The organism is Kineococcus halophytocola (assembly GCF_041276425.1).
Lineage (GTDB): Bacteria > Actinomycetota > Actinomycetes > Actinomycetales > Kineococcaceae > Kineococcus > Kineococcus halophytocola.
The window spans coordinates 1-20826 of the sequence record NZ_JBGFTU010000009.1; the positions used below are offsets into that span (position 1 = coordinate 1).

The 20826-nt window shown below is 75.2% G+C and carries 19 protein-coding genes; 12 read left to right on the forward strand and 7 right to left on the reverse strand.

Annotated elements, in window-relative coordinates; translation table 11 throughout:
• Positions 1-313 precede the first annotated feature (313 nt).
• Both AB2L27_RS09120 and AB2L27_RS09125 read right to left on the reverse strand, forming a co-directional pair.
• The gene (locus tag AB2L27_RS09120; protein ID WP_370441170.1) at positions 314-2737 is read right to left on the reverse strand and encodes a helicase-associated domain-containing protein; all 2424 of its coding nucleotides are present in this window, start codon (positions 2735-2737) and stop codon (positions 314-316) included.
• Between the two features lie 177 nt (positions 2738-2914).
• Entirely contained in the window at positions 2915-3532 is a 618-nt protein-coding gene (locus AB2L27_RS09125) for a pyridoxamine 5'-phosphate oxidase family protein (RefSeq protein ID WP_370441171.1), read from the reverse strand.
• A 150-nt stretch (positions 3533-3682) separates the two neighbouring features.
• Here AB2L27_RS09125 and AB2L27_RS09130 point away from each other — a divergent pair, with 150 nt between their 5' ends.
• From AB2L27_RS09130 to AB2L27_RS09165, 8 genes are all read left to right on the forward strand, one after another.
• Positions 3683-4270: a hypothetical protein gene (locus AB2L27_RS09130; protein WP_370441172.1), complete on the forward strand. Its 588-nt coding sequence runs from the start codon at positions 3683-3685 to the stop codon at positions 4268-4270.
• 132 nt (positions 4271-4402) lie between these two features.
• Positions 4403-5761, forward strand: a complete 1359-nt coding sequence (gene hemL / locus AB2L27_RS09135) for a glutamate-1-semialdehyde 2,1-aminomutase (protein WP_370441173.1) — start codon at positions 4403-4405, stop codon at positions 5759-5761.
• The gene (locus AB2L27_RS09140) at positions 5758-6396 is read left to right on the forward strand and encodes a histidine phosphatase family protein (protein WP_370441174.1); all 639 of its coding nucleotides are present in this window, start codon (positions 5758-5760) and stop codon (positions 6394-6396) included. The genes hemL and AB2L27_RS09140 overlap by 4 nt, the downstream gene beginning before the upstream one ends.
• Positions 6396-6992 carry a TlpA family protein disulfide reductase gene (locus AB2L27_RS09145; protein ID WP_370441175.1) on the forward strand — a complete coding sequence of 199 codons (597 nt, stop codon included), beginning with the start codon at positions 6396-6398 and terminating at the stop codon, positions 6990-6992. Before AB2L27_RS09140 ends, AB2L27_RS09145 begins: the two co-directional genes overlap by 1 nt.
• Positions 6989-7756 (forward strand): cytochrome c biogenesis CcdA family protein, encoded by a 768-nt coding sequence (locus AB2L27_RS09150; protein WP_370441176.1) that lies wholly within the window; start codon positions 6989-6991, stop codon positions 7754-7756. Before AB2L27_RS09145 ends, AB2L27_RS09150 begins: the two co-directional genes overlap by 4 nt.
• On the forward strand, positions 7756-9489 hold the full coding sequence (gene resB / locus AB2L27_RS09155; protein WP_370441177.1) for a cytochrome c biogenesis protein ResB: 1734 nt from the start codon (positions 7756-7758) through the stop codon (positions 9487-9489). The genes AB2L27_RS09150 and resB overlap by 1 nt, the downstream gene beginning before the upstream one ends.
• Positions 9486-10472 (forward strand): c-type cytochrome biogenesis protein CcsB, encoded by a 987-nt coding sequence (ccsB, locus tag AB2L27_RS09160; protein WP_370441178.1) that lies wholly within the window; start codon positions 9486-9488, stop codon positions 10470-10472. Before resB ends, ccsB begins: the two co-directional genes overlap by 4 nt.
• Before the next feature lie 3 nt (positions 10473-10475).
• Complete coding sequence (locus tag AB2L27_RS09165) at positions 10476-10754, forward strand: DUF4229 domain-containing protein (RefSeq protein WP_370441179.1); 279 nt, start codon at positions 10476-10478, stop codon at positions 10752-10754.
• Between the two features lie 27 nt (positions 10755-10781).
• On the opposite strand, the gene AB2L27_RS09170 is transcribed toward AB2L27_RS09165, so the two are convergent.
• From AB2L27_RS09170 to menE, 4 genes are read right to left on the reverse strand one after another with little or no spacing between them, the layout of a single operon-like run.
• Positions 10782-11072: a hypothetical protein gene (locus tag AB2L27_RS09170; RefSeq protein WP_370441180.1), complete on the reverse strand. Its 291-nt coding sequence runs from the start codon at positions 11070-11072 to the stop codon at positions 10782-10784.
• A 37-nt stretch (positions 11073-11109) separates the two neighbouring features.
• Positions 11110-12030 (reverse strand): 1,4-dihydroxy-2-naphthoate polyprenyltransferase, encoded by a 921-nt coding sequence (locus tag AB2L27_RS09175; RefSeq protein ID WP_370441181.1) that lies wholly within the window; start codon positions 12028-12030, stop codon positions 11110-11112.
• A 51-nt stretch (positions 12031-12081) separates the two neighbouring features.
• Positions 12082-12339: a PLDc N-terminal domain-containing protein gene (locus tag AB2L27_RS09180; protein WP_370441182.1), complete on the reverse strand. Its 258-nt coding sequence runs from the start codon at positions 12337-12339 to the stop codon at positions 12082-12084.
• A 44-nt stretch (positions 12340-12383) separates the two neighbouring features.
• Positions 12384-13559, reverse strand: coding sequence for an o-succinylbenzoate--CoA ligase (gene menE, locus AB2L27_RS09185; protein WP_370441183.1), 1176 nt, complete (start codon positions 13557-13559; stop codon positions 12384-12386).
• Positions 13560-13760: 201 nt separating this feature from the next.
• Between menE and AB2L27_RS09190 the strand changes: the two genes are divergently transcribed.
• From AB2L27_RS09190 to AB2L27_RS09200, 3 genes are all read left to right on the forward strand, one after another.
• Positions 13761-16169: a putative bifunctional diguanylate cyclase/phosphodiesterase gene (locus tag AB2L27_RS09190; protein ID WP_370441184.1), complete on the forward strand. Its 2409-nt coding sequence runs from the start codon at positions 13761-13763 to the stop codon at positions 16167-16169.
• A 253-nt stretch (positions 16170-16422) separates the two neighbouring features.
• Positions 16423-17973 (forward strand): flavin monoamine oxidase family protein, encoded by a 1551-nt coding sequence (locus AB2L27_RS09195; RefSeq protein WP_370441185.1) that lies wholly within the window; start codon positions 16423-16425, stop codon positions 17971-17973.
• Between the two features lie 44 nt (positions 17974-18017).
• Complete coding sequence (locus AB2L27_RS09200; protein WP_370441186.1) at positions 18018-18683, forward strand: Rid family hydrolase; 666 nt, start codon at positions 18018-18020, stop codon at positions 18681-18683.
• 59 nt (positions 18684-18742) lie between these two features.
• Here the strand turns inward: AB2L27_RS09200 and AB2L27_RS09205 are convergent, their stop codons facing one another.
• A complete protein-coding gene (locus AB2L27_RS09205; protein WP_370441187.1) occupies positions 18743-19684 on the reverse strand; it encodes a 1,4-dihydroxy-2-naphthoyl-CoA synthase in 942 nt (313 codons plus the stop codon).
• A gap of 64 nt (positions 19685-19748) precedes the next feature.
• On the opposite strand from AB2L27_RS09205, the gene AB2L27_RS09210 reads away from it, so the two are divergent.
• Positions 19749-20786, forward strand: coding sequence for an o-succinylbenzoate synthase (locus tag AB2L27_RS09210; RefSeq protein ID WP_370441188.1), 1038 nt, complete (start codon positions 19749-19751; stop codon positions 20784-20786).
• Positions 20787-20826: the final 40 nt, after the last annotated feature.

The window sequence follows — 20826 nt, forward strand, 5'->3', positions numbered from 1 at the left end:
TGGGGTAGGTGGGCTTGGGCGATGTCCCACTCGGCGTCGGTGAGGTCGGAGGGGTAGGGAGTCCTGGTGGGGACGCTCATGGTCCTACCGTGCACACATCACCCCCTTTGAGGACAACCTCTGAGAGCCACGACGACGGCTTCGACCGCCGACTCTTCGCGCAGCAGCTGCATCTGGTGGTGACCCTCACGCCTCGGCGCGTGGAGCAGTACGGCGTCGGCGAGGTCGAGCTGGCACGCGTCCAGGACCGCCTCGGCGGGTGGGCCCGCGCGCTGCTCAGCTGACGCGCCGCCTGTCCGACAGCGGAACCCGCTCACCCCAGCGGGGTCACCGTCAGCACCAGCGCCACATCCGCGACGGCGGGGTAGCCGCGGTCGTGCAGCACCCGACCGCGAAGCGTCGGCTCGCTCAGCACCACCGCGTCCTCGTAGAAACCCCCGAACAGCACGGTCAGGTGCACCGGTCGCCGGTGCACGACGGCGTGGGCGAGCTGGCGGACGTCGCCCTCGGGCAGGATTTCGGCCCGCTTGCGCAGCGAGCGGACGAGTTTCTCCACGGCGGGGTCGGGGGCCGGCGGGACACCGGCGCGCAACCGCAGGGCGTGCGCGACCGGGTCGCGGTCCACGGCGTCGACGTTCCCGGCGTCCGTCGGCACGTGCGGGGAGACGCCCTGCCCGCCGGGGCCGTCCAGGTCGTCGAGGTGGGGTCGGGCCCGCGTCACCGTGTGGCCGAGAGGTTGTCCCGTGAGGGTTTCCTCCCGCGGCAGGTACCCCGCCGCGCGCACGCCCGCGAGCACGTCGGCCGGCTTGGCCGCCGAGGCCAGCACGGTGGGGGCCAGCGCGACCAGGGCGAACCGGCGCAACCCGGAGTGGGTGCGGAGTTCGGCCAGCAGGGCTTCCTCGCCGACCAGGACGGTGCCCGCGGGGCGGATCCCGACCTTGCCGTAGCGGCGGCCGACGTCGCGGGCGAGGTACTCCAGCGTCTGCGGCAGCGGTTTGTCGCTGAGTTCACGCAGGCCGTCCAGGAGGCCTTCGACGGTGTGCCCGGCATCGAGGGCGGCCCGGAAAGTCGCGTCGGTGAACCGCCAGGAGTTCGCCGCGCCGCGGGTCTCGCGCGCGGCGACGGTGTCCAGCACGTCGACGACGTGGGCGGCGGGGTCGCCGGCGACCAGGACGGTCAGGTCGGAGCCGAAGGTGGCACGGGCGTTCACGGCGGGCAGGAGCAGGTCGGCGTCGCGGACCAGGGCGTCCCGGTCGTCCCCGACCAGGGCGTGGCCGACGCTGCTGAGGGTGCCCACGGCCACCGCGCCGACGAGTTCGGCCTCGGCCAGCACGTCGACGACGTCGTCGGCGTCGTGGGGTTCCAGCGCCCGCGGCCGGGTCCAGGCGAGGTGGGCGACGAGGTCCCCGGCGGAGGTGACGCCGCGGTCGGCGGGCAGCCGGCCCAGGTGGCGCAGCAGTTCCCGGCGAATTTCCGCCGCCCGCGGCGCGGTCGTCGCCCCGCCGATCGCGGTGGGTTTGTCGTCCACGTCGCGGTCGCGCACGACGAGGGTCGGCCAGTCCCACCAGGTGCGCAGGAGGTCGGCGTAGCGTTCGGCCGGTGGGTGGCGCCGCCACTGCGGAGCGCGGTCGGAGGCGGTGATGGAGGTCTCCCCGGCCCGGGCCAGCAGGCCCAGCTGGTTGGCGGCGGTCAGGGCGAACCGGACGAGCCGTGGGTCGGTGGCCAGGGTCTTGGCGGTCCGGCCGATCTCGCGGGCCCCGATGGACCCGTCCTTGCGGGTGGGCACGGGAGCGCGGCCGAGGAGTTCGACGACGGCCGAGACGGCGGTGAGGGTCTCGACGGCTGCGCCGGCCGCGGCGCGGTGGGCGGTCTCGGGGGCGACCGGGACGGTGGACAGGTCCGGGCCGCGGACGGGGAACGGCACGCGCACCGAGCCCTCCAGCAATCCGAGGGCCACCTCCCGGGGCAGGACGCGGGCGCCGTGGGTCAGGTCCCAGGCGAGCCCGTGCTCCAGCGCCCAGGCCACGGCGTCGGCCATCGGCCTCCGGTTCGGCCGGAACTGCTCGCGGGGTTGCAGGATGGCCTCGGCCAGTTCCCGCAACGCGGTACCGATCCGCGCGTCGGCGCGGGCGGCCAGCCGCTGGACCAGGTCGGGGTCGTTCAGGACGTTCCGCACCCGGTGGACGGCACCGGCGGGGCTGGTGGGCAGCCCCCAGGCGCGCAGCCGCCGCGCCAGGTCCGGCGCGTCCGTGCGTTCCAGGAGGTCGTCCAGGGGGACGCCGCCCAGCAGCGGGACCAGCACGCGCTGCACCCCCGTGGTCGTCCGCAGCCCGTCGGGGTGCGCCGGAGTGGGGGCGGGCACCACGAGACCCGCCCGCAGCAGGTCCTTAACCCGGGCCCGCACCGCGCCCGCGGGGTCGCCCACGGGACCGTCGGGGGTCAGCAGCGAGACCAGCCGGCTGAGCCGGGCGCCACGACCGAGGAACGACACGGCGTCCAGGACGACCGAGGTGGGGGCGTCGAGCCGGTCGACGGCCTCGGCCACGTAGCCGGGGGCGGCCAGCCGCTGCGCGAGGTCGTCCAGGTCGGCCGGGACGGCCCCGCGCAGCAGTTCGGGCCTGTCGGTCAACAACCCGACCAGCGCGTCCTCGCTCAGCGAACGGAGGTGGTCGCGGACCAGGTCCTGCTCGTCCGGCTCGGTGGCGGCGACGTCGGGGAGGGGGTCGTGGGAGGACACGGCCTGAACCTACGCGGCGCGAACGCTCCACCGTGCGCCTCGGTCCCGCGACGACGCGGTCCGGCTCAGCGCAAGGGGTCGGCTCCGGGGCCGCGGTCCTCGCGCGCGGACCGGATGCCGTCGCGGACCCCCGCGGCCGCGTGTCGGGAGGCGCACGGGTCCGGACCCCGGCGACCGTCAGCTGCGGTACAGCCCCGCAGCGTAGCTGGGGCCGTAGTACCGCTCCAGCTCCTCCAGCGGCACCTCCGGCCGCTCCAGCGCCTGGGCCAGCCGGGGCCGGGAGGGGACGGCCTCCGGCGTCCACGTCGTCGGGTCCCACAGCGCCGAGCGCAGGAACGCCTTGGAGCAGTGGGAGAAGACCTGCTCGACCTCCACGACGACCGCCAGCAGCGGACGGTGCCCCGCCACGACCATGTCGTCGAGGAACGGGGCGTCGGTGACGAGGCGGGCGCGGCCGTTGATGCGCAGGCCGTCCCCGCGGCCGGGCAACAGGCTGAGCAGCCCGACGTGCGGGTTGCCCAGGACGTTGCGCAGCCCGTCGACGCGACGGTTGCCGGGCCGCTCGGGCAGGGCGAGGATCCGGTCGTCGAGGACCTGGACGAACCCGGGCGGGTCTCCGCGGGGGGAGACGTCGCACGTCCCGTCGGGGGCGGAGGTGGCCAGCAGGCAGAACGGGGAGGCCGCCAGCCAGGCCCGGTCCAGCTCGTGCAGGTGGTCGCGCTCCTTGGCCAGCGCCTGCGGCGCCGGCTCACCCACGAGCCGTCGCAGCTCCTGCTCGTCCGTGATCTCGCGCACACCGCGAGTGTCCTCCTGCGGTCCTCCTGCGCTGGGGACGGCGGTCGCCGGTGCCACCGGAGGATCCCCAGGCCGGGCCCGGCGGCGTGTCGTCCACACCCGCCCACCGCCGGCCCACGGGCGGACCGAGCACGGGCGCAGGGTCGGCGCATGGACCTCGACCCCACCCCGGCCCCGGCCCCGGCCCCGGCCCCGGCGGCACGCTCGCGCGAGACCCTCCAGCAGTGCTGGCACCGCCTGGCCGACGGCGGGCCGAGCTGGACGCTGGACGTGCTCGACGTCTTGGAGCCGTACGTGCTGGGGCGCCCCGACCACCCCGGCGACGTCGTCCGCTACCGCGACCTGTCCTGGACCGCCGCGGCGGCGCTGCTGCAACGCGTGCCGCCCGGGCACCTGCGGGACAAGCAGAACTCCGCGCCCAGCCTCGGCGCGGTCCTGGTCGCGGCCGTCGGTCACCCCGCCGAGGTCGAGGTCCACGGCTACCTCGTCCCGCCGTGCCGGCCGGACGAGCGGATCGCCGCGGAGGGGATCGTCGTCTACGACCACCCCGAGCTCGAGGAGTTCCGCCTGGTCGACGACGACGCCCCGTGCGCGCAGACGGGGTGCGAGTGCCGGGCGTTCTGGTCGTCGGTGCAGGCCTCGTTCGGCCTGGCGGACGCGGGCGGCGGCCCGCAGGTCATCGCCCCGCGCACGTGCCGCCGGACGGGCCGGAGGGGCTGGTACCTGTGGTGGACCTGACGGTGCCTCCGGTGCCGGCTGTGCGGGTGCCCGGGCCGCGGGGCGTGAGGTCCGTCACGCCAGACCTCCGACACGCGGTCGTAGACGCCCCTGGGGCGGACGCACCCCCCGGAGCTTGCGACACTGGGCCTCGTGACCGCGTCGACGCCCGCCCCGACGACCCTCCCCGACTCCGACCCCGCTCCCGCCTCGGCCGCCCTCTTCGAGCGCGCGGCCGCGGTCATCCCCGGCGGGGTGAACTCGCCCGTGCGCGCCTTCCGCGCCGTCGGGGGCACCCCGCGGTTCGTGGCCTCGGCCCGCGGGCCGTGGCTGACCGACGTGGACGGCCGGGAGTACGTCGACCTGCTGTGCTCGTGGGGCCCGATGATCCTCGGGCACGCCCACCCCGACGTCCTGGCCGCCGTGCAGGCCGCCGTGCTCGACGGCTTCTCCTACGGCACCCCGACCGAGCGGGAGGTGCTGCTGGCCGAGGAGATCGTCGCCCGCGTCGAGCCGGTCGAGCAGGTGCGCCTGGTCAGCTCCGGCACCGAGGCGACGATGAGCGCCATCCGGCTGGCCCGCGGGTTCACCGGCCGCCCGGTCGTCGTGAAGTTCGCCGGGCACTACCACGGCCACGTCGACGCGCTGCTGGCCTCGGCGGGCTCCGGGCTGGCGACCTTCGCGCTGCCCGACACCCCGGGCGTGACGGGGCCGGCCGCGGCCGACACCCTCGTCATCCCCTACAACGACCCCGAGGCGCTCGAGGGGGTCTTCCGCGAGCACGGTGACCGCATCGCCTGCGTCATCACCGAGGCCGCCGCCGGCAACATGGGCGTGGTGCGGCCGGCGCCGGGCTTCACCGCCCTGCTGCGGCGGCTCACCCGCGAGCACGGCGCGCTCCTGGTCTCCGACGAGGTGATGACGGGCTTCCGCGTCAGCGCCGCCGGCTGGTACGGGTACGAGGGCCTGGGCCTGGAGCACGCCCCCGACCTGCTGACCTTCGGCAAGGTCATGGGCGGCGGGTTCCCGGCCGCGGCCTTCGGCGGCCGCGCCGACGTCATGGCCCACCTGGCCCCGGCCGGTCCCGTCTACCAGGCGGGCACGCTGTCGGGGAACCCGATCGCCACGGCCGCCGGGCTCGCCACGCTGCGGGGGGCGACCCCGGAGGTCTACGCCGCCGTCGAGGCGAACGCGGCCACGGTCCGCGACGCGGCCAGCGCCGCCCTGAGCGCCGCGGGCGTCCCGCACGTCGTCAACACCGCGGGCTCGATGTTCAGCGTCTTCTTCACCGGCCTGGACGCGGTGAGCAACTACGACGAGGCCCGCCGGCAGGACCTCGGCGCCTTCCGGGCCTTCTTCCACGCCATGCTCGACGCGGGGGTGCACCTGCCGCCCAGCGCCTTCGAGGCGTGGTTCCTGTCCGCCAGCCACGACGAGGACGCCATCGGCCGCGTCCTGGAGGCGCTGCCGGGAGCGGCGCGCGCCGCGGCGCAGGGGGGTGGGGCACTGTGACCCGCACGACGGTCCACCTCGTCCGCCACGGCGAGGTCTTCAACCCCGAGCGGGTCCTCTACGGCCGGCTGCCGGGGTACCGGCTGTCCGAGCGCGGGCAGCGGATGGCGACCCGGCTGGGGGAGTTCTTCGCCGACCACGACGTCGCCTCGGTCACCGCGTCCCCGCTGCAGCGGGCCCAGGAGACCGCGACCCCCGTGGCCCGCACCCACGACCTCGCCCTGGGCACCGACGCCCGCCTCATCGAGGCCGGCAACAGCTTCGAGGGCCACCGCGTCACCGACGGCGCCGGCTCCATCCGCGACCCGCGCGTGTGGCCGCGGCTGTGGAACCCGTTCCAGCCGAGCTGGGGCGAGCCCTACGAGCAGCAGATCGCCCGCATGACCGCCGTCGTCCGCGACGCCCGGGACGCCTTCCCGGGCCGGGAGTCGGTGCTCGTCAGCCACCAGCTGCCCGTCTGGGTGACCCGGCTGCGCGCCGAGGGCCGGCCCCTGGTCCACGACCCGCGGCGGCGCCAGTGCGCCCTGGCCTCGGTCACGTCGCTGGAGTTCTCCGGCCGCACCCTCGTCTCGGTCGCCTACACCGAACCCGCCGCCGACCTCCTGATCGGCGCCGACCCGGTCCCGGGGGCCTGATGGGGCCGTCTCGCCGGGCGTTCGGGGTCGCCGCGCTGTCGACGCTCGTCGTCGCGGGCTGCGGCAGGGGCGACGGGCTGCCCGAACCGCAGGGCAAGAACTACATCGACGGTGACGGCTCGATCGTGCAGTGGGGGCCGGACGAGCGCCGCGACCCGGTGGAGTTCACCGGCACCGCCGTGGACGGGTCCACGATCGAGCTGTCGCAGTACCGCGGCGAGGTCGTCGTGCTGAACGCCTGGTACGCCGGGTGCGCGCCGTGCCGTGCGGAAGCACGGGACCTCGAAGCCGTCTGGCAGGAGTACTCCGGCCGCGACGTGCAGTTCCTGGGGATCAACACCCGGGACACCGCCGCGATCGCCGACTCGTTCCAGCGGAGCTTCGGCATCACCTACCCCTCGATCCTCGACGCCGACTCCGGGACCGCGATGCTGGCGCTGCGGACCTACTCGGTGCAGGCCACCCCCACGACCCTCGTGCTGGACGCCGAGGGCAGGGTCGCCGCCCGCGCCTCCGGGATCGTCCGTCGCCTGGACCTGTCCGGGATGCTCGACGACGCCGGTGCCGCCCCGGCCCCGGAGGGCGCGCCCGCATGACCTCCGCGCTGAGCACGGCCTCGACGCTGCCGCAGTACGTCCAGAGCGGACCGCTGCTGCTCGCGGTGCCGCTGGCGGCGCTCGCCGGTCTCGTCTCGTTCCTGTCCCCGTGCGTGCTGCCGCTCGTCCCCGGGTTCCTCGCCTACGTGACGGGGTTGTCCGGCGGGGGGCTGGAGCAGCAGCGGCGCGGGCGGATGGTCCTCGGTGCCTCGCTGTTCGTGCTGGGGTTCTCGGCCGTCTTCGTCCTGGTGAGCTTCACCGCGGGGGCCGCCGGGGACCTGCTCCTGGAGCACCAGCGGGTGCTGCAACGGGTGCTGGGGGTCGTGGTCCTCGGCGGTGGTCTGCTGCTGCTGTTCTCGCCCGCCTGGGCCCAGCGCGAGGTCAAGGTGCGCTGGCGGCCCCGCGCCGGCCTCCTCGGAGCGCCCGTCCTGGGGGTCCTGTTCGGCCTGGGCTGGACCCCGTGCATCGGCCCGATCTTCGCGGCCATCTCCGCGATGGCGTTCACGACGGGCGACGGGTCCCGGGCCACGGCCCTGGGGCTGGTCTACTGCCTCGGCCTGGGGATCCCGTTCGTCCTCGTCGCCCTGGCCTACGGCCGCGGCATGAAGGTCATCGGTGTGCTGCGCCGGCACCGCGTCGCGCTCGACCGCTTCGGCGCCCTGCTGCTCGTCGCCATCGGTCTGCTGCTCGTGACCGGGCAGTTCCAGCCCCTCGTGAGCTGGCTGCAGGTCCACCTCGTGAACAACTTCGAACCGGTGATCTGATGGCCCGCACGGACGAGACCCACCTCGACGACCTCCGCGACGCCTACCGCGACGCGGGGCAGGAGGCCGGGCGCGCCCCGAAGCCGAAGCGCGAACTGGCCTCGGAGCTGAAGCCGCTGGAGTTCGCCCGCTACTGCTGGCGGCAGCTGACGAGCATGCGCACGGCGCTGTTCCTGCTCATGCTGCTCGCGGTCGCGGCCGTCCCCGGCTCGACCTTCCCGCAGGAGAACAACGACCCCTCCGGCGTGGCGACGTGGATGAGCGACCACCCCACCGCGGGGCCGTGGGTGGAACGGCTGCAGGGGTTCCACGTCTACTCCTCGGTCTGGTTCTCGGCGATCTACCTGCTGCTGTTCATCTCCCTCATCGGGTGCGTGCTGCCGCGGGTGGCGGTGCACTGGCGCTCGCTGCGCTCCCGGCCCCCGCGCACCCCGGCCCGGCTGGACCGGCTGCCCGAGCAGCGCGCGGCGACGCTCACGACGGCGCCGGAGGAGGTGCTCGACGCGGCCCGCTCGGTGCTGGCCCGGCGGCGCTTCCGCGTCGAGCGGCGCGAGGGGTCGGTCGCGGCCGAGAAGGGGCACCACCGCGAGACCGGGAACCTGCTGTTCCACCTCTCCCTGGTCGGTCTGCTCATCGCCATCGCCTCCAGCTCGCTGTTCTCCTACGCGGGGCAGCGGATCGTCACGACCGGCGGCACGATGGTCGGCACCCAGCTCGACAGCTTCTCCGGCGGCACCTGGAGCACCATCGACGACGTCCCGCCGTTCGCGCTGACGCTGGACTCGATGGACGTCGCCTTCGAGGCGCAGCAGACCTCCCAGATCGGGGAACCCCGCCGGTTCGCGGCCACGGTGACCCTGGCCGACGAGCCGGGCGCGGCGCCGCGGGAGGAGACGATCCGGGTCAACCACCCCGCCAAGGTGGGGCACACCCAGGTCTCCCTGTCCGGCAACGGGTACGCGCCGGTCCTCGTCGTGCGCGACGGGCAGGGGAACGTCGTCCAGGACGGCGCGACGCCCTTCCTCCCGCAGACGGGGAACTACGACTCCACCGGTGTCGTCAAGGTGCCCGACGCCGTCGGCGCCGACGGCCGCCCGGTGCAGCTGGGGATCCAGGGGGTGTTCCTGCCGACCGCGTCGACCAACGCGGCGGGGGAGCCGGTCTCGGCCTTCCCCGACGCCGCCAACCCCGTCCTCGTCGCGCGCGTGTGGACCGGTGACCTCGGCCTCGGCGACGGGGTGGCGCAGAACGTCTACACGCTGGACACCTCGGGCATGAGCGAGGTGCTGGGGCCGGACGGCCAGCCCTTCCCGCTGACGATGAGCCCCGGGCAGACCGTCGCGCTGCCGGACGGGCTGGGGACGGTGGAGTTCGCCGGCCTGGAACGCTTCGCCAGCTTCGACGTCCGCTACACCCCGGGTCAGACGGCGGCGCTCGTCTTCTCCCTGCTCGCCACGACCGGTCTGGTGCTCTCGCTGTTCCTGCCCCGCCGCCGCGTGTGGGTCACGGCGAGCGCCGGCGCCGCCGGGACCACCGTGCAGGTCGGCGGGCTCGCCCGCGGCAACGACGCGGGGCTGGCCGAGGAGGTCGAGGGCGTCCTGCGCCGGCTGCGCGAGGCCGTGGGTGAGCCGGACCCCGAGCCGGAGCCCGCGCCGGACCCCGGTGGTTCGCCAGCACCCCCCGCGGTGGGGGACCATGAGCAGTCAGTGCACGTGCCCGAGGAGAGACCGTGACCGTCGACGAGAACATCGCGAACGTCAGCAACGTCCTGCTCTACGGCGGGATGACCGCGTACCTGTTCTCCTTCATCGCCTACGCGGGCGACCTGGCCGAGGGCGCCAAGGAGATCAAGTCCCGCGAGGCGCGCCGCACCGCTGCCGCGAGCGCCGGGGGCGGCACGACGACGCTGGAACGCCCGGCCACCGCGCGCCGGCGCCGCGCCGCCGCCGTGGGGACGTCGCTGTTCGTCGTGGCGACCCTGCTGCACCTCGGCGCCGTCGTCACGCGCGGGCTGTCGGTGCACCGGGTGCCGTGGGGCAACATGTTCGAGTTCGCCCTCACCGGCTCGTGCGTGGTGGCCGTCGGCTACCTCGTCGCGGTCCTGCGGGCCCACCGGGCGGGCCTCGGCGGCGGGCGCGACGCCCGCTACCTCGGCACCTTCGTCGCCGGCCCCGTGCTGGCGACGCTGGGCATCGCGCTGCGCAGCTTCTACGTCGAGGCGGCCCAGCTCGTGCCCGCCCTGGACAGCTACTGGCTGATCATCCACGTCTTCGTCGCGATCCTCGCCACGGCGCTGTCGACGCTGGGGTTCTCCGCCACGGTGCTGCAGCTCGTGCAGCAGAAGCGCGACGCGACCCGCGCCGCCGGCGGGCGCCCGGGTGGGGTCTTCATGGACGCCCTGCCGGGGTCGGTGGAGCTGGAGCGCACCGCGTTCCGCCTCAACGCGGTGGCGTTCGTCATGTGGACGTTCACCCTCATCGCCGGTGCGGTGTGGGCGCAGGTGGCCTGGAACCGCTACTGGAACTGGGACTCCAAGGAGGTGTGGACGTTCGTCATCTGGGTCGTCTACGCCGCCTACCTGCACGCCCGCGCGACCCGCGGCTGGGACGGCAAGCGCGCCGCCTGGCTCTCGGTCCTCGGCTTCGCCTGCATGCTCTTCAATTACCTGGTCGTGAACATCTTCTTCCCCGGCCTGCACTCCTACGCGGGGGTCTGAACCATGGGTGTGACGCTGCGCTACACCATCCTGCGGCTCGGCATCTTCGTGCTGTGCCTCGTCGTGGCCCGCGAGGCCGGTGCCGTCGGCTGGCTCGCGATCCTCATCGCCGCCGTCGTGTCCGTGCTGCTCTCCCTGGTCCTGCTGCGCCGCCAGCGCGAGCAGATGGCCGTGGCGCTGCAGCAGCGCATCGACGGGCGCATCGAGGCCCGCCAGAACGGCACGGCGAAGAAGTCGCGCTTCGACCGCGGCCTGGACGAGGACAACGCCGCCGAGGACTGACGGCGGACCCCGGGGTTCGGGCGCGCCTCAGCGCAGCGGCACGCTCGGCAGCAGCTCGGGCCGCTCGCGGTCCAGCTCGCGCAGGTCGACGACCTCGGGCACGTCACCGCCGGACGTCTCGGCGGCGTCGAGGAGGACCTCCAGGACCCGCCGGACCAGGAAGGGTTCCTCGGCGTCGGTCGCGTGGATCCGCTCGAGCAGGTCGGCGTCGCTCGTCACGACGTGCTCGCTGCGCCGGCCGGCCGACGTCTCCAGCACCGCCCGGTAGCGGTGCTCCCCGTCCGCCCAGACGTCGATGTCGCCCTGCGTCTCAGCCACGGATCTCACCCATGGCCGAACTGTCCCGCGCCGCCGGTCACAGCGCCAGTCCGAGGGCGAGCAGCGCACCGGCCAGCAGTTCCAGCTGGCCGGTGTCCTTCAGGACCGCGATGAGGTCGCGGCCGCCGGCCCCGCCCAGGACGGCGCGCACCGGCCGCTGGGCCAGGACCCCGGCCAGGAGCACGAGGGCCGCGAAGGGGTGCCACGGCACCGTGGTCAGGGCCGCGACGAACGCGCCGACGACGAGGGCGGCGTACAGGGTGCGGGTGCGCTGCTCGCCCAGGCGCACGGCCAGGGTGCGCTTGCCCGCCAGGGCGTCGGTGGGCACGTCGCGCAGGTTGTTGGCCACGAGGATCGCGCAGGCCAGGAACCCGACGCAGAAGGCGCCGGCGACGGCGGTGCCGTCGATGCGGCCGGCCTGGACGTACGTGGTGCCCGTGACGGCGACGAGGCCGAAGAAGACGAAGACGAAGACCTCCCCGAGCCCGGCGTAGCCGTAGGGGCGCTTGCCGCCGGTGTAGTACCAGGCGGCGGCGACGCTGGCGGCCCCGACCAGCAGCAGCCACCACGCCCCGGACAGGGCCACCACGACCAGCCCGGCCAGGCCGGCGACGGCGAAGCAGGCGAAGGCCGCGTCCCGGACGTGGCGCGGCTCGGCCGCGCCGGAGCCCACGAGCCGGAACGGGCCGACGCGGTCGTCGTCGGTGCCGCGGATGCCGTCGGAATAGTCGTTGGCGTAGTTGACGCCGACCTGCAGGGCCAGCGCCACCACGAGGGCCAGGACCGCCGGGACCCACGCGACCCCGTCGACGGCGGCGGCGGCGCCGGTCCCGACGAGGACCGGCGTGATGGCCGCGGGCAGCGTGCGCGGGCGGGCCGCGGCGGCCCACTGCCGGGCGGTGGCGCGCCGGTGGGTCACCGGGCTGGAGGGCAGGGGGAGCGGCGCGGGGTCGGACACGAGCGTCCATCGTGCCAACCCCGCGCGGCGGCCCCGGCGACGGGGTGGGTGTCACAGGCCACGCAGGAACTCCTCGTCGTCGTCCGGGCCGCGCGGCGCCGGCCGCGACCCGTGGGGGCGGGGCGGCTGGTCGGTGGGGCGCCCGGCCACGACGTAGGCGATGCCCCCGACGAGGGGGACGAGCAGGACCAGCAGGACCCACGCCCACCGCGGCAGGTTCCGCAGCGTGCCCTCGGGGGCCTGGGCGATGCTCACCAGGCACCACACGGTGAGGGCCAGGACGAGCACGAGCGGCACCAGGCGGGTCATGCCCCATTTTCGCACCCGCGGCGCGCTCGCCCCAGCGGGGACGGTCAGCGGTCCCCGGCCGCCAGGGCCCGCAGCCGGGCCCGGTCCGGTTTGCCCGGGCCCCGCAGCGGCAGCTCGGGCAGGACCAGCACCTGCCGGGGCGCGGCCCAGCGGTCCAGGACGCCCGCGACCCGGTCGCGGACCTCGGCCAGCGTCGGGGCGGTCCCGGCCGGCACGACGCACGCCACGACGCGCTGGCCCCACTCGGCGTCGGGGACGCCGACGACGACGACCTCCCCGATCCCGGGCGTCCCGCTCAGCGCCTCCTCCACGAGCCCGGGGGCCAGCTTCAGCCCGCCGGTGGTGATGAGGTCGTCCACCCGCCCCAGGACCCGCACCCGCCCGCCCGCGACCTCGCCGGTGTCGTCGGTGCGGAACGTGCGCGGTCCCGGGCCCGCCGGGAAGGCGGGGTGCCCGGGCAGCCCGCGGTAGCCGCGCGCCACGACCGGCCCGGACAGCACCAGCCGGCCCTCGCGCACGTCCGCGTGGACGCCGTCGAGGGGCCGGCCGTCGTAGACGCAGCCCCCGCACGTCTCGCTGGAGCCGTAGGTGGTGACCACGCGCACCCCGGCCGCGCGGGCCCGGGCCAGCAGCGGGGCCGGTGTCGCGGCCGAGCCGACGAGGACGGCGGCGTAGCGGCGCAGGGCGGCCTCGGCCTCCTCGCCGGCGTCGAGCAGCCGGACGAGCTGGGTCGGCACCAGGGAGGTCAGCAGGTGCGTCCCCGTCGCGGCGGCCGTGGCCGCGACGAAGGCCGCGGGGGTGGAGGGACCGGCGGGCAGGACGACGGGTTCGGTCCCGGCCCGCACCGACCGCAGCAGCACCTGCAGACCGGCGACGTGGTGGGCGGGCAGGGCCAGCACCCACTGCCGGGTGCCCGCGCCGGGGGCCAGCCGGGCGTCGGTCGCGGCCGCGGAGGCGCGCAGGGCGCCGGCGGGCAGCAGCGCGCCCTTGGGGGTCCCGGTCGAGCCGGACGTGGCCACGACGACCGCGGTGGGGTCGGCCGGGTCGTCCTCGGCCGGGGCCAGCGCCCGCCCCGGGCCCAGCGCCGGGTCCGGGGCGGCGTCCGCGGCGTGGGGGAGCAGGGCGTGGTCGAGCTCGCCGGCCAGGGCCCGGGCGAGCGTGGGCAGCAGGTCCAGGACGGCCTCGCCGGCCGGGACGGCGAGCGGGAGCAGCGGTCGCACGCGCGCAGGGTACGGCCGGACCGTGCCGCACCGGTCACCGCCGTGCGTGGCGAGAGGTCGTCACCGGGTGGGACGTCGCAGGTCAGGGTGGGTGGCGGGCTGGTCCGATCGAGTGCAACCGGGTCGCGAACCCTGATCGAGCGTGACCGGATGGTGCCGGAGTGTCAGGATGAGCCTCGTTCGGGGCAGGAGGAGGTGTCGATGAGCGCAGGTGTGCGGGAACGCCGGCCGGTGGGCAGCGTGCTGTTCGACGGCGCGGTCACCCTCCTGGCCCTCGCCGCCGTCGTCACGGCCGTGACGTTCTTCCTCGGCGCCCGCGGCGGCCCGGCCTGGAGCGAACTGGCGTGGTGCCTCGTCCTGGGGCTGCCGCTCATGCAGCTGCTGACGCGGTTCCCCTACCAGATCAACACCAAGCACGCCGGCATCGAGGTGCAGTTCGACGTCGGCGTCCTGGTGTTCCTGCTCTGCTTCGCCCGGCCGACGAGCGCGGCCCTGGCCTGGTGCCTGTGCGTCGTGCCGACGAACCTGCTGCAGCGCAAGAGCTGGGTCAGCCGCGTCTACAACGCCAGCATCGGCGTGCTGTTCCTGCCCGTGGCCCTGCTCGTGCTCGCCGCCTTCGACGTGGCCGGACCGGTCGAGGGCACCGGCCCCGTCCACGCCATCGCCGTGCGGGCCACGCCGACCGAGCTCGTCGCGGTCCTGGTCGCCGTCCTGGCCGTGTTCGTCGTCGACGTCGCCGTCTCGGCCGTCTCGGTCGCCGTGCAGGAGCGCACGAGCCTGCGCCGGGAACTGCTGCACTCCGGCGCCTGGCTGGCCGGCGGCACCATCGTCGCCGTCGGGGGGCTGGGCTACCTCGGTGGGCTCGTGTACTTCCAGCTGCCGCACTGGGTGGCCCTGCTGCTGGTCATCCCCATGATCGTCACCATGGTCGCCACCCGGGCCATGCGCCAGACCCGCGACGTCGCCCGCCGCACCGAGGCCCTGTTCGAGGCCGCCACCGCCCTGCACACCCAGGGCCGGCGCGCGGACCTGGCGCGCGCCCTGCAGAAGCACGCCCGCATGGTCGCCGGGACCCCCGCCGCGATGGTCCGCTCCGTCGGGCCCGGCGAGGAGGAGATCGGCGTCCCCGTCGTCGCCGGCGACGGCGTCGTCCTGCACATCACCGCGCCCCGGCGCCGGGACCCCAACCAGCGCGCCGCGGACGAGAAGGCGCTGGAGGCGCTCGCCTCCGTCGGGGAGGCCGCGTTCTTCCGCGTCAGCGCCAGCGAGGAGATGCACGGCCTGGCCCGCCGCGACGTCGTGACCGGCCTGCCCAACCGCCTGCAGTTCTCCGAGCGGCTGGCCACCGAGCTCGACCGGGCCCGCGAGGCCGGCCGCCTGGACCGCCTCGTCGTGCTCTACCTCGACCTCGACGGGTTCAAGGGCGTCAACGACCGCTTCGGCCACGAGGCCGGCGACGAGCTCCTGCGGCTCGTGGGGTCGCGGCTGCGCGACACCCTGCGCGGGGGCAGCACCGTCGCCCGCCTCGGCGGCGACGAGTTCGCCGTCCTGCTGCCCGACTGCGTCGACGTCGAGGGTCTGTGCCGGCGCGTGCTCGTCGCCCTGCGGGTGGAGGTCCGGATGCGCGGGCACGTGCTGCGCGTCCAGGGGTCCATCGGGTTGTCCCGCGCCCGCCCCGGCGACGACGTCGGGACCCTGCTGCGCAACGCCGACACCGCCATGTACCGGGCCAAGGCGACGGGCAAGAACCGCTGGGTGGAGTTCCGCCCGGAACTGCTGGAGGAGGAGATCGCCCGCCTGCAGGTGATCGAGGACCTGCAGCAGGCCCCCGCCGAGGCGTTCGTCGTGCACTACCAGCCCATCGTGGACCTGCAGCACGCCGGCGCCGGGGCCGGGGTCACCGGCGCGCCCGTCGTGGGGCTGGAGGCCCTCGTCCGCTGGCGCCGCGACCGCGGTGGCGCCGTCGAACCCCTCGTCGGACCGGAGGAGTTCATCGGGCTCGCCGAACGCTCCGGCACGGTCGTCGGCATCGGGGACTCCGTGCTGCGCCAGGTCACCCGCGACGCCGAGCGCATCCAGGGGTCCGCCGGCCGCCGGCTCGACCTCATGGTGAACGTCTCACCGGTGCAGCTGCGCCACCCCGACTTCACCGTGCGCGTCGCGGCCGCCGTGCGTCAGGCCGGGGCCAGCGGCTGCCGGCTGCACCTGGAGATGACCGAGTCCGTCATGATCGACGACGACGTCGTGGACCGGCTGCGCGACCTCGCCGACACCGGTGCGCAGCTCACCATCGACGACTTCGGGACGGGGTTCTCCTCCCTGGGCTACCTGCGCCACCGGCCGTTCTCCTCGTTCAAGATCGACCGCAGCTTCGTGCGCGACATCGCCACCGAGCCGACGGCCCGCGCCCTCGTCGAGGGGATGGTGAAGATGGGTCAGGCCCTGGGCCTGACGATCGTCGCCGAGGGCGTCGAGCACGTCGAGCAGGCCGAGATCCTGCGCGAGATGGGGTGCCACCTCGCCCAGGGGCACCTGTACTGCCGGCCGGTGTCCGTCGAGGAGATCGAGGACGTGCTGTCCGCGCCGCTGGCGCCCAGGCTCACCGCCTGATCGTGGGCGGCGGGGGTGAGCGCCGTGCTCGCCCGCGGCGACGAGCCGGCCCGGGTTCCTCCCGCCGCCGTTCAGCGGGGGTGTACACACTTCATGCGAAGACAACGCACAGGAAACGCACACGAAACACGTGATCACGAAGGTGTTCCCGACCGGCCCACCCCCGGACCGGCCGAGGAGCTCGAGGAGAACCGTGCGCGTTTCCCGCAGGAACTTCCTCCGTGGCGTGGGTGCCACCGGAGGAGCCGGAGCCATGTTCGGGGCGATGGGAGCGCTGGGCCTGGCGCCCGCCGCCGTCGCCACCCCCGCCACCGCCTTCACCCCGCCCAACCCCTCCGACTTCACCCTCTCGGGCCGCTCGGCCCGCACCGTCCTCGTCCTCGGCGCCGGCATCGCCGGGCTGACGACGGCGTACGAGCTCGGCAAGGCCGGGTACCGGGTCACCCTCCTGGAGGGCCGTGGCCGCCCCGGCGGCCGGAACTGGACGGTCCGCGGCGGGGACACCGAGACCGACCTGAACGGCGAGACCCAGCGGGTCCGGTTCGCCGACGGGCAGTACATGAACGCCGGCCCCGGCCGCATCCCCCAGCACCACGTCACGATGGACTACTGCCGCGAGCTCGGCGTCCCGCTGGAACCCTTCGTCAACCAGAACGCCAACGCGCTCCTCTACTACACCGGCGACACCGCGGTCTCCAACCAGGCCGTCACCCACCGCGCGGCCAAGGCCGACGTGTACGGGTACGTCTCCGAACTGCTCGCCAAGGCCACCGACGCCGGGGCCCTCGACGGGGAACTGTCCGCCGACGACCGGGAATCGCTCATCGAGTTCCTGCGCGACTTCGGCGACCTCGGGAACTCCACCGGCGACGACGCCGCCGCCAACCTCTACCTCGGCGGCTCGGGCCGGCGCGGCTACGACGTCGCCCCCGGCGCCGGTCTGCAGTCCGGCACCGTCTCGCCCGCCCCCGCCCTCGGCGACGTCATCGCCAGCGGCATCGGCCGGGAGTTCTCCTTCGAGTTCGGCTGGGACCAGGCCGTCATGATGTTGCAGCCCGTCGGCGGGATGGACCGCATCGCCTACGCCCTCGAACGCGCCGTCGGCCCGGCGAAGATCCGCTACGGCGCGACGGTCACCGGGATCCGCACCACCCCCACCGGCGCCGACGTCGACTACACCGACGCCGCGGGCGTCCCGCACACCGCCACCGCCGACTTCGTCGTCAACACGATCCCCCCGCACCTCGCCGCCCGCATCCCGCACAACCTCGGCCCCGCCGTCACGACCGCGTTGCAGGCCCCCCGGCCGGGCGCGACCGGGAAGATCGGCCTGGAGTACTCCCGCCGCTGGTGGGAGGAGGACCGGCGCATCTACGGCGGCATCACCAACACCGACCTGGACCTGTCGCACATCTGGTACCCGTCGTCCGGTTTCCACGGGTCCTCCGGCGTCGTCGTCGGGTACTACAACTACGGCCAGGACGCCCTGGACTACGCCGCCCTGCCGCACTCGGCCCGCCGCAGCCGCGCCGTCGTCAACGGCGCGAAGATCCACGGCGACGTCTACGGCCGCGACATCACGTCCTCGTTCTCGGTGTCCTGGAGCGCGACGAGGTTCTCCGAGGGTGGCTGGGTCGGCTGGGCCGACCAGGAGGGCCCGGACTACCGGACGCTGCTCGCCCCCCAGGGCAACGTCTACTTCGCCGGCGACCACCTCTCGCACGCGATCGCCTGGCAGCACGGCGCGATGACCTCGGCCCGCGCCGCCGTCACCGCCCTGCACGAACGGGTCATGACCTCGTGACCACCCCGCCGTCCCCGACCGGAGAGAACTCCTGGAGGCCCGTCGTGAAGAAGCACCGCCGTCCCCTGGCGATCGCCGCCGGCGCCGCCCTGCTGCTGGGGGCCGGAGCCGGCGCCGGGGTCGCCGCCGAGCGGTTCTCGACCCCCGCACCCGGGACCGTCGCGGTGAACCTGCCCGTCGGCAGCACCAACCCGAGCATCGCCCGCGGCGTCGGGATCGGCGCCGGGACCGCGATCTACAAGTCGTCGGGCACCGGGCCCACGCTGATGAACCCCGACGCCCCCGCCGGGTCGGCCGAGGGGTACGTCGACTACGCCGCCTTCGGCGGGGAACTGCCCGAGGGCGTCACCCTCACCGAGGCGCAGGGCCTCAACGCGCTCGCCGCGATCGGGGAGAACCTGGCCTCGGTGGGCCTGGACTTCGACGACGTCATCACCATGCGGGTGTTCCTCGACAACGAGGCCGGGGCCGAGGTCGCCGACTTCGCGGGCTGGAACCGCGCCTACCGGCAGTACTTCGCCAACGTCGACCTGGAGACCCGCGAACCGGTGCTCGTCCCGATGGGCACCGGCGACCCCGCCGCCCCGCTGCGGGAGAACGCCGCCGTGCCCTCGCGCGCCGCCCTGGAGATCGCCACGCTGCCGGTGCCGGGCTGGCTCGTGGAGATCGAGGTGGACGCCGTCTACCCCGAGCAGCACCCCGTCGACTGAGACCCGACGGTCCGACGGCCCGACGTTCCCCGGGGTGGGTGACCACCCCGGGGAACCGGTCAGAAGTACCAGGGGAACGGCGACCAGTCCGGGTCCCGCTTGCCGAGGAACGCGTCCCGGCCCTCCACGGCCTCGTCGGTCATGTACGCCAGCCGCGTCGCCTCCCCGGCGAACACCTGCTGGCCGACCATCCCGTCGTCGACGGCGTTGAACGCGAACTTCAGCATCCGCTGCGCCGTGGGCGACTTGCCGTTGATCTCCGCCGCCCACCGCAACGCCGTCGCCTCCAGCTCGGCGTGCGGGACGACCTCGTTGACCATGCCCATCTCGTGCGCCTGCTGGGCCGTGTACGGGCGGCCCAGGAAGAAGATCTCGCGGGCGAACTTCTGCCCCACCTGCCGGGCCAGGTACGCCGACCCGTACCCGGCGTCGAACGAGCCCACGTCGGCGTCGGTCTGCTTGAACCGGGCGTGCTCGGCGCTGGCCAGCGTGAGGTCGGCCACGACGTGCAGGCTGTGCCCGCCCCCGGCGGCCCACCCCGGCACGACGGCGATGACGACCTTGGGCATGAACCGGATGAGCCGCTGCACCTCCAGGACGTGCAACCGGCCGCCCTCGGCCTTCGCGCGCGCCGCGTCGACGGTGTCCGACGTCTCACCGCCGGCGTACTGGTACCCCGACCGGCCCCGGATGCGCTGGTCCCCGCCGGAGCAGAACGCCCAGCCGCCGTCCTTCGGGCTCGGCCCGTTGCCGGTCAGCAGCACGCACCCCACGTCCGGGGTCCGGCGCGCGTGGTCCAGGGTCCGGGCCAGCTCGTCGACCGTGCCGGGCCGGAAGGCGTTGCGGACCTCCGGGCGGTCGAAGGCGATCCGGACCGTCCCGCGGGCCGGGCCGTCCACGACGCTGCGGTGGTAGGTGACGTCCTGCAGGTCCTCGAACCCGGCCACCTCCGCCCACGCCGTCGGGTCGAAGGTCTCGCTCACACCGGGAAGGGCCGACACACCCCGAGCCTAGGGCCCGGGCCCGGCGCGACCCCGCCCGGTCCGCGCGCGCCATGCTGGGCCCGTGCCCGCCACGATCCCCGGGGTCCCGCCCCTCGACCCGCCGCCCGTCGAGGACCTGCTCGCCCGCGCCCACGTCGTCCGGCTCCCGCTGCGCCGCCGCTTCCGCGGCATCCTCGAGCGCGAGGCCGTGCTGCTGGAGGGTCCGGCCGGCTGGGGGGAGTTCGCCCCCTTCCTGGAGTACGGGCCGGCCGAGGCGGGCCGCTGGCTGGAGGCCGGGATCGAGGCCGCCTGGCACGGCTGGCCCGCCCCGCGCCGCGACCGGGTCGAGGTCAACGCCACCGTCCCCGCCGTCGCGGCGCAGGACGTCCCGGCGGTGCTGGCGGCCTTCCCCGGCTGCCGCACCGCGAAGGTGAAGGTCGCCGAGGCGGGCGCCGACGCCGCCACCCGCCGCCGCGAGGACGTCGCCCGCGTCGCGGCCGTGCGGGAGGTGCTGGGCCCGGCGGGGCGGATCCGGGTGGACGCCAACGCGGGCTGGAGCGTGGAGGAGGCCGAGCGGGTCCTGGGCGACCTGGCCCCGCACGGCCTGGAGTACGCCGAGCAGCCCTGCGCGACGCTGGAGGAGATGGCCCTGCTGCGCCGCCGGCTCGCCGCCGCCGGCACGGTCGTGCCCCTCGCGGCCGACGAGAGCGTCCGCAAGGCCGAGGACCCCCTGCGGGTCGCGGGCCTGGAGGCCGCCGACGTCGTCGTGGTCAAGGTCGCGCCCCTGCGCGGGGTGCGGCCGGCGCTCGCGGTGGCGCGGGCGTGCGGGCTGCCCGTCGTCGTGTCCTCCGCGCTGGACACCAGCGTGGGCATCGCCGCCGGCACGGCGCTGGCCGCGGCCCTGCCCGAGCTGCCGTTCGCCTGCGGGCTGGGGACGGCGGCGCTGCTGGCGGCCGACGTCACCGGGGCGCCGCTGCTGCCCGCGGGCGGGAGCCTGCCCGTCGGAGCCGTCGCGGCCGATCCCGAACTGCTGCAGCGCTTCGCGGCACCGCCGGACCGGGTGGAGCACTGGCACGACCGGCTCCGCGCCGCGCACGCCACCCTGACCCCGGTGCGCTGAGGTGGACCGGTCCGCCCCCGGGAGCGCCGGCGTCGTCCGG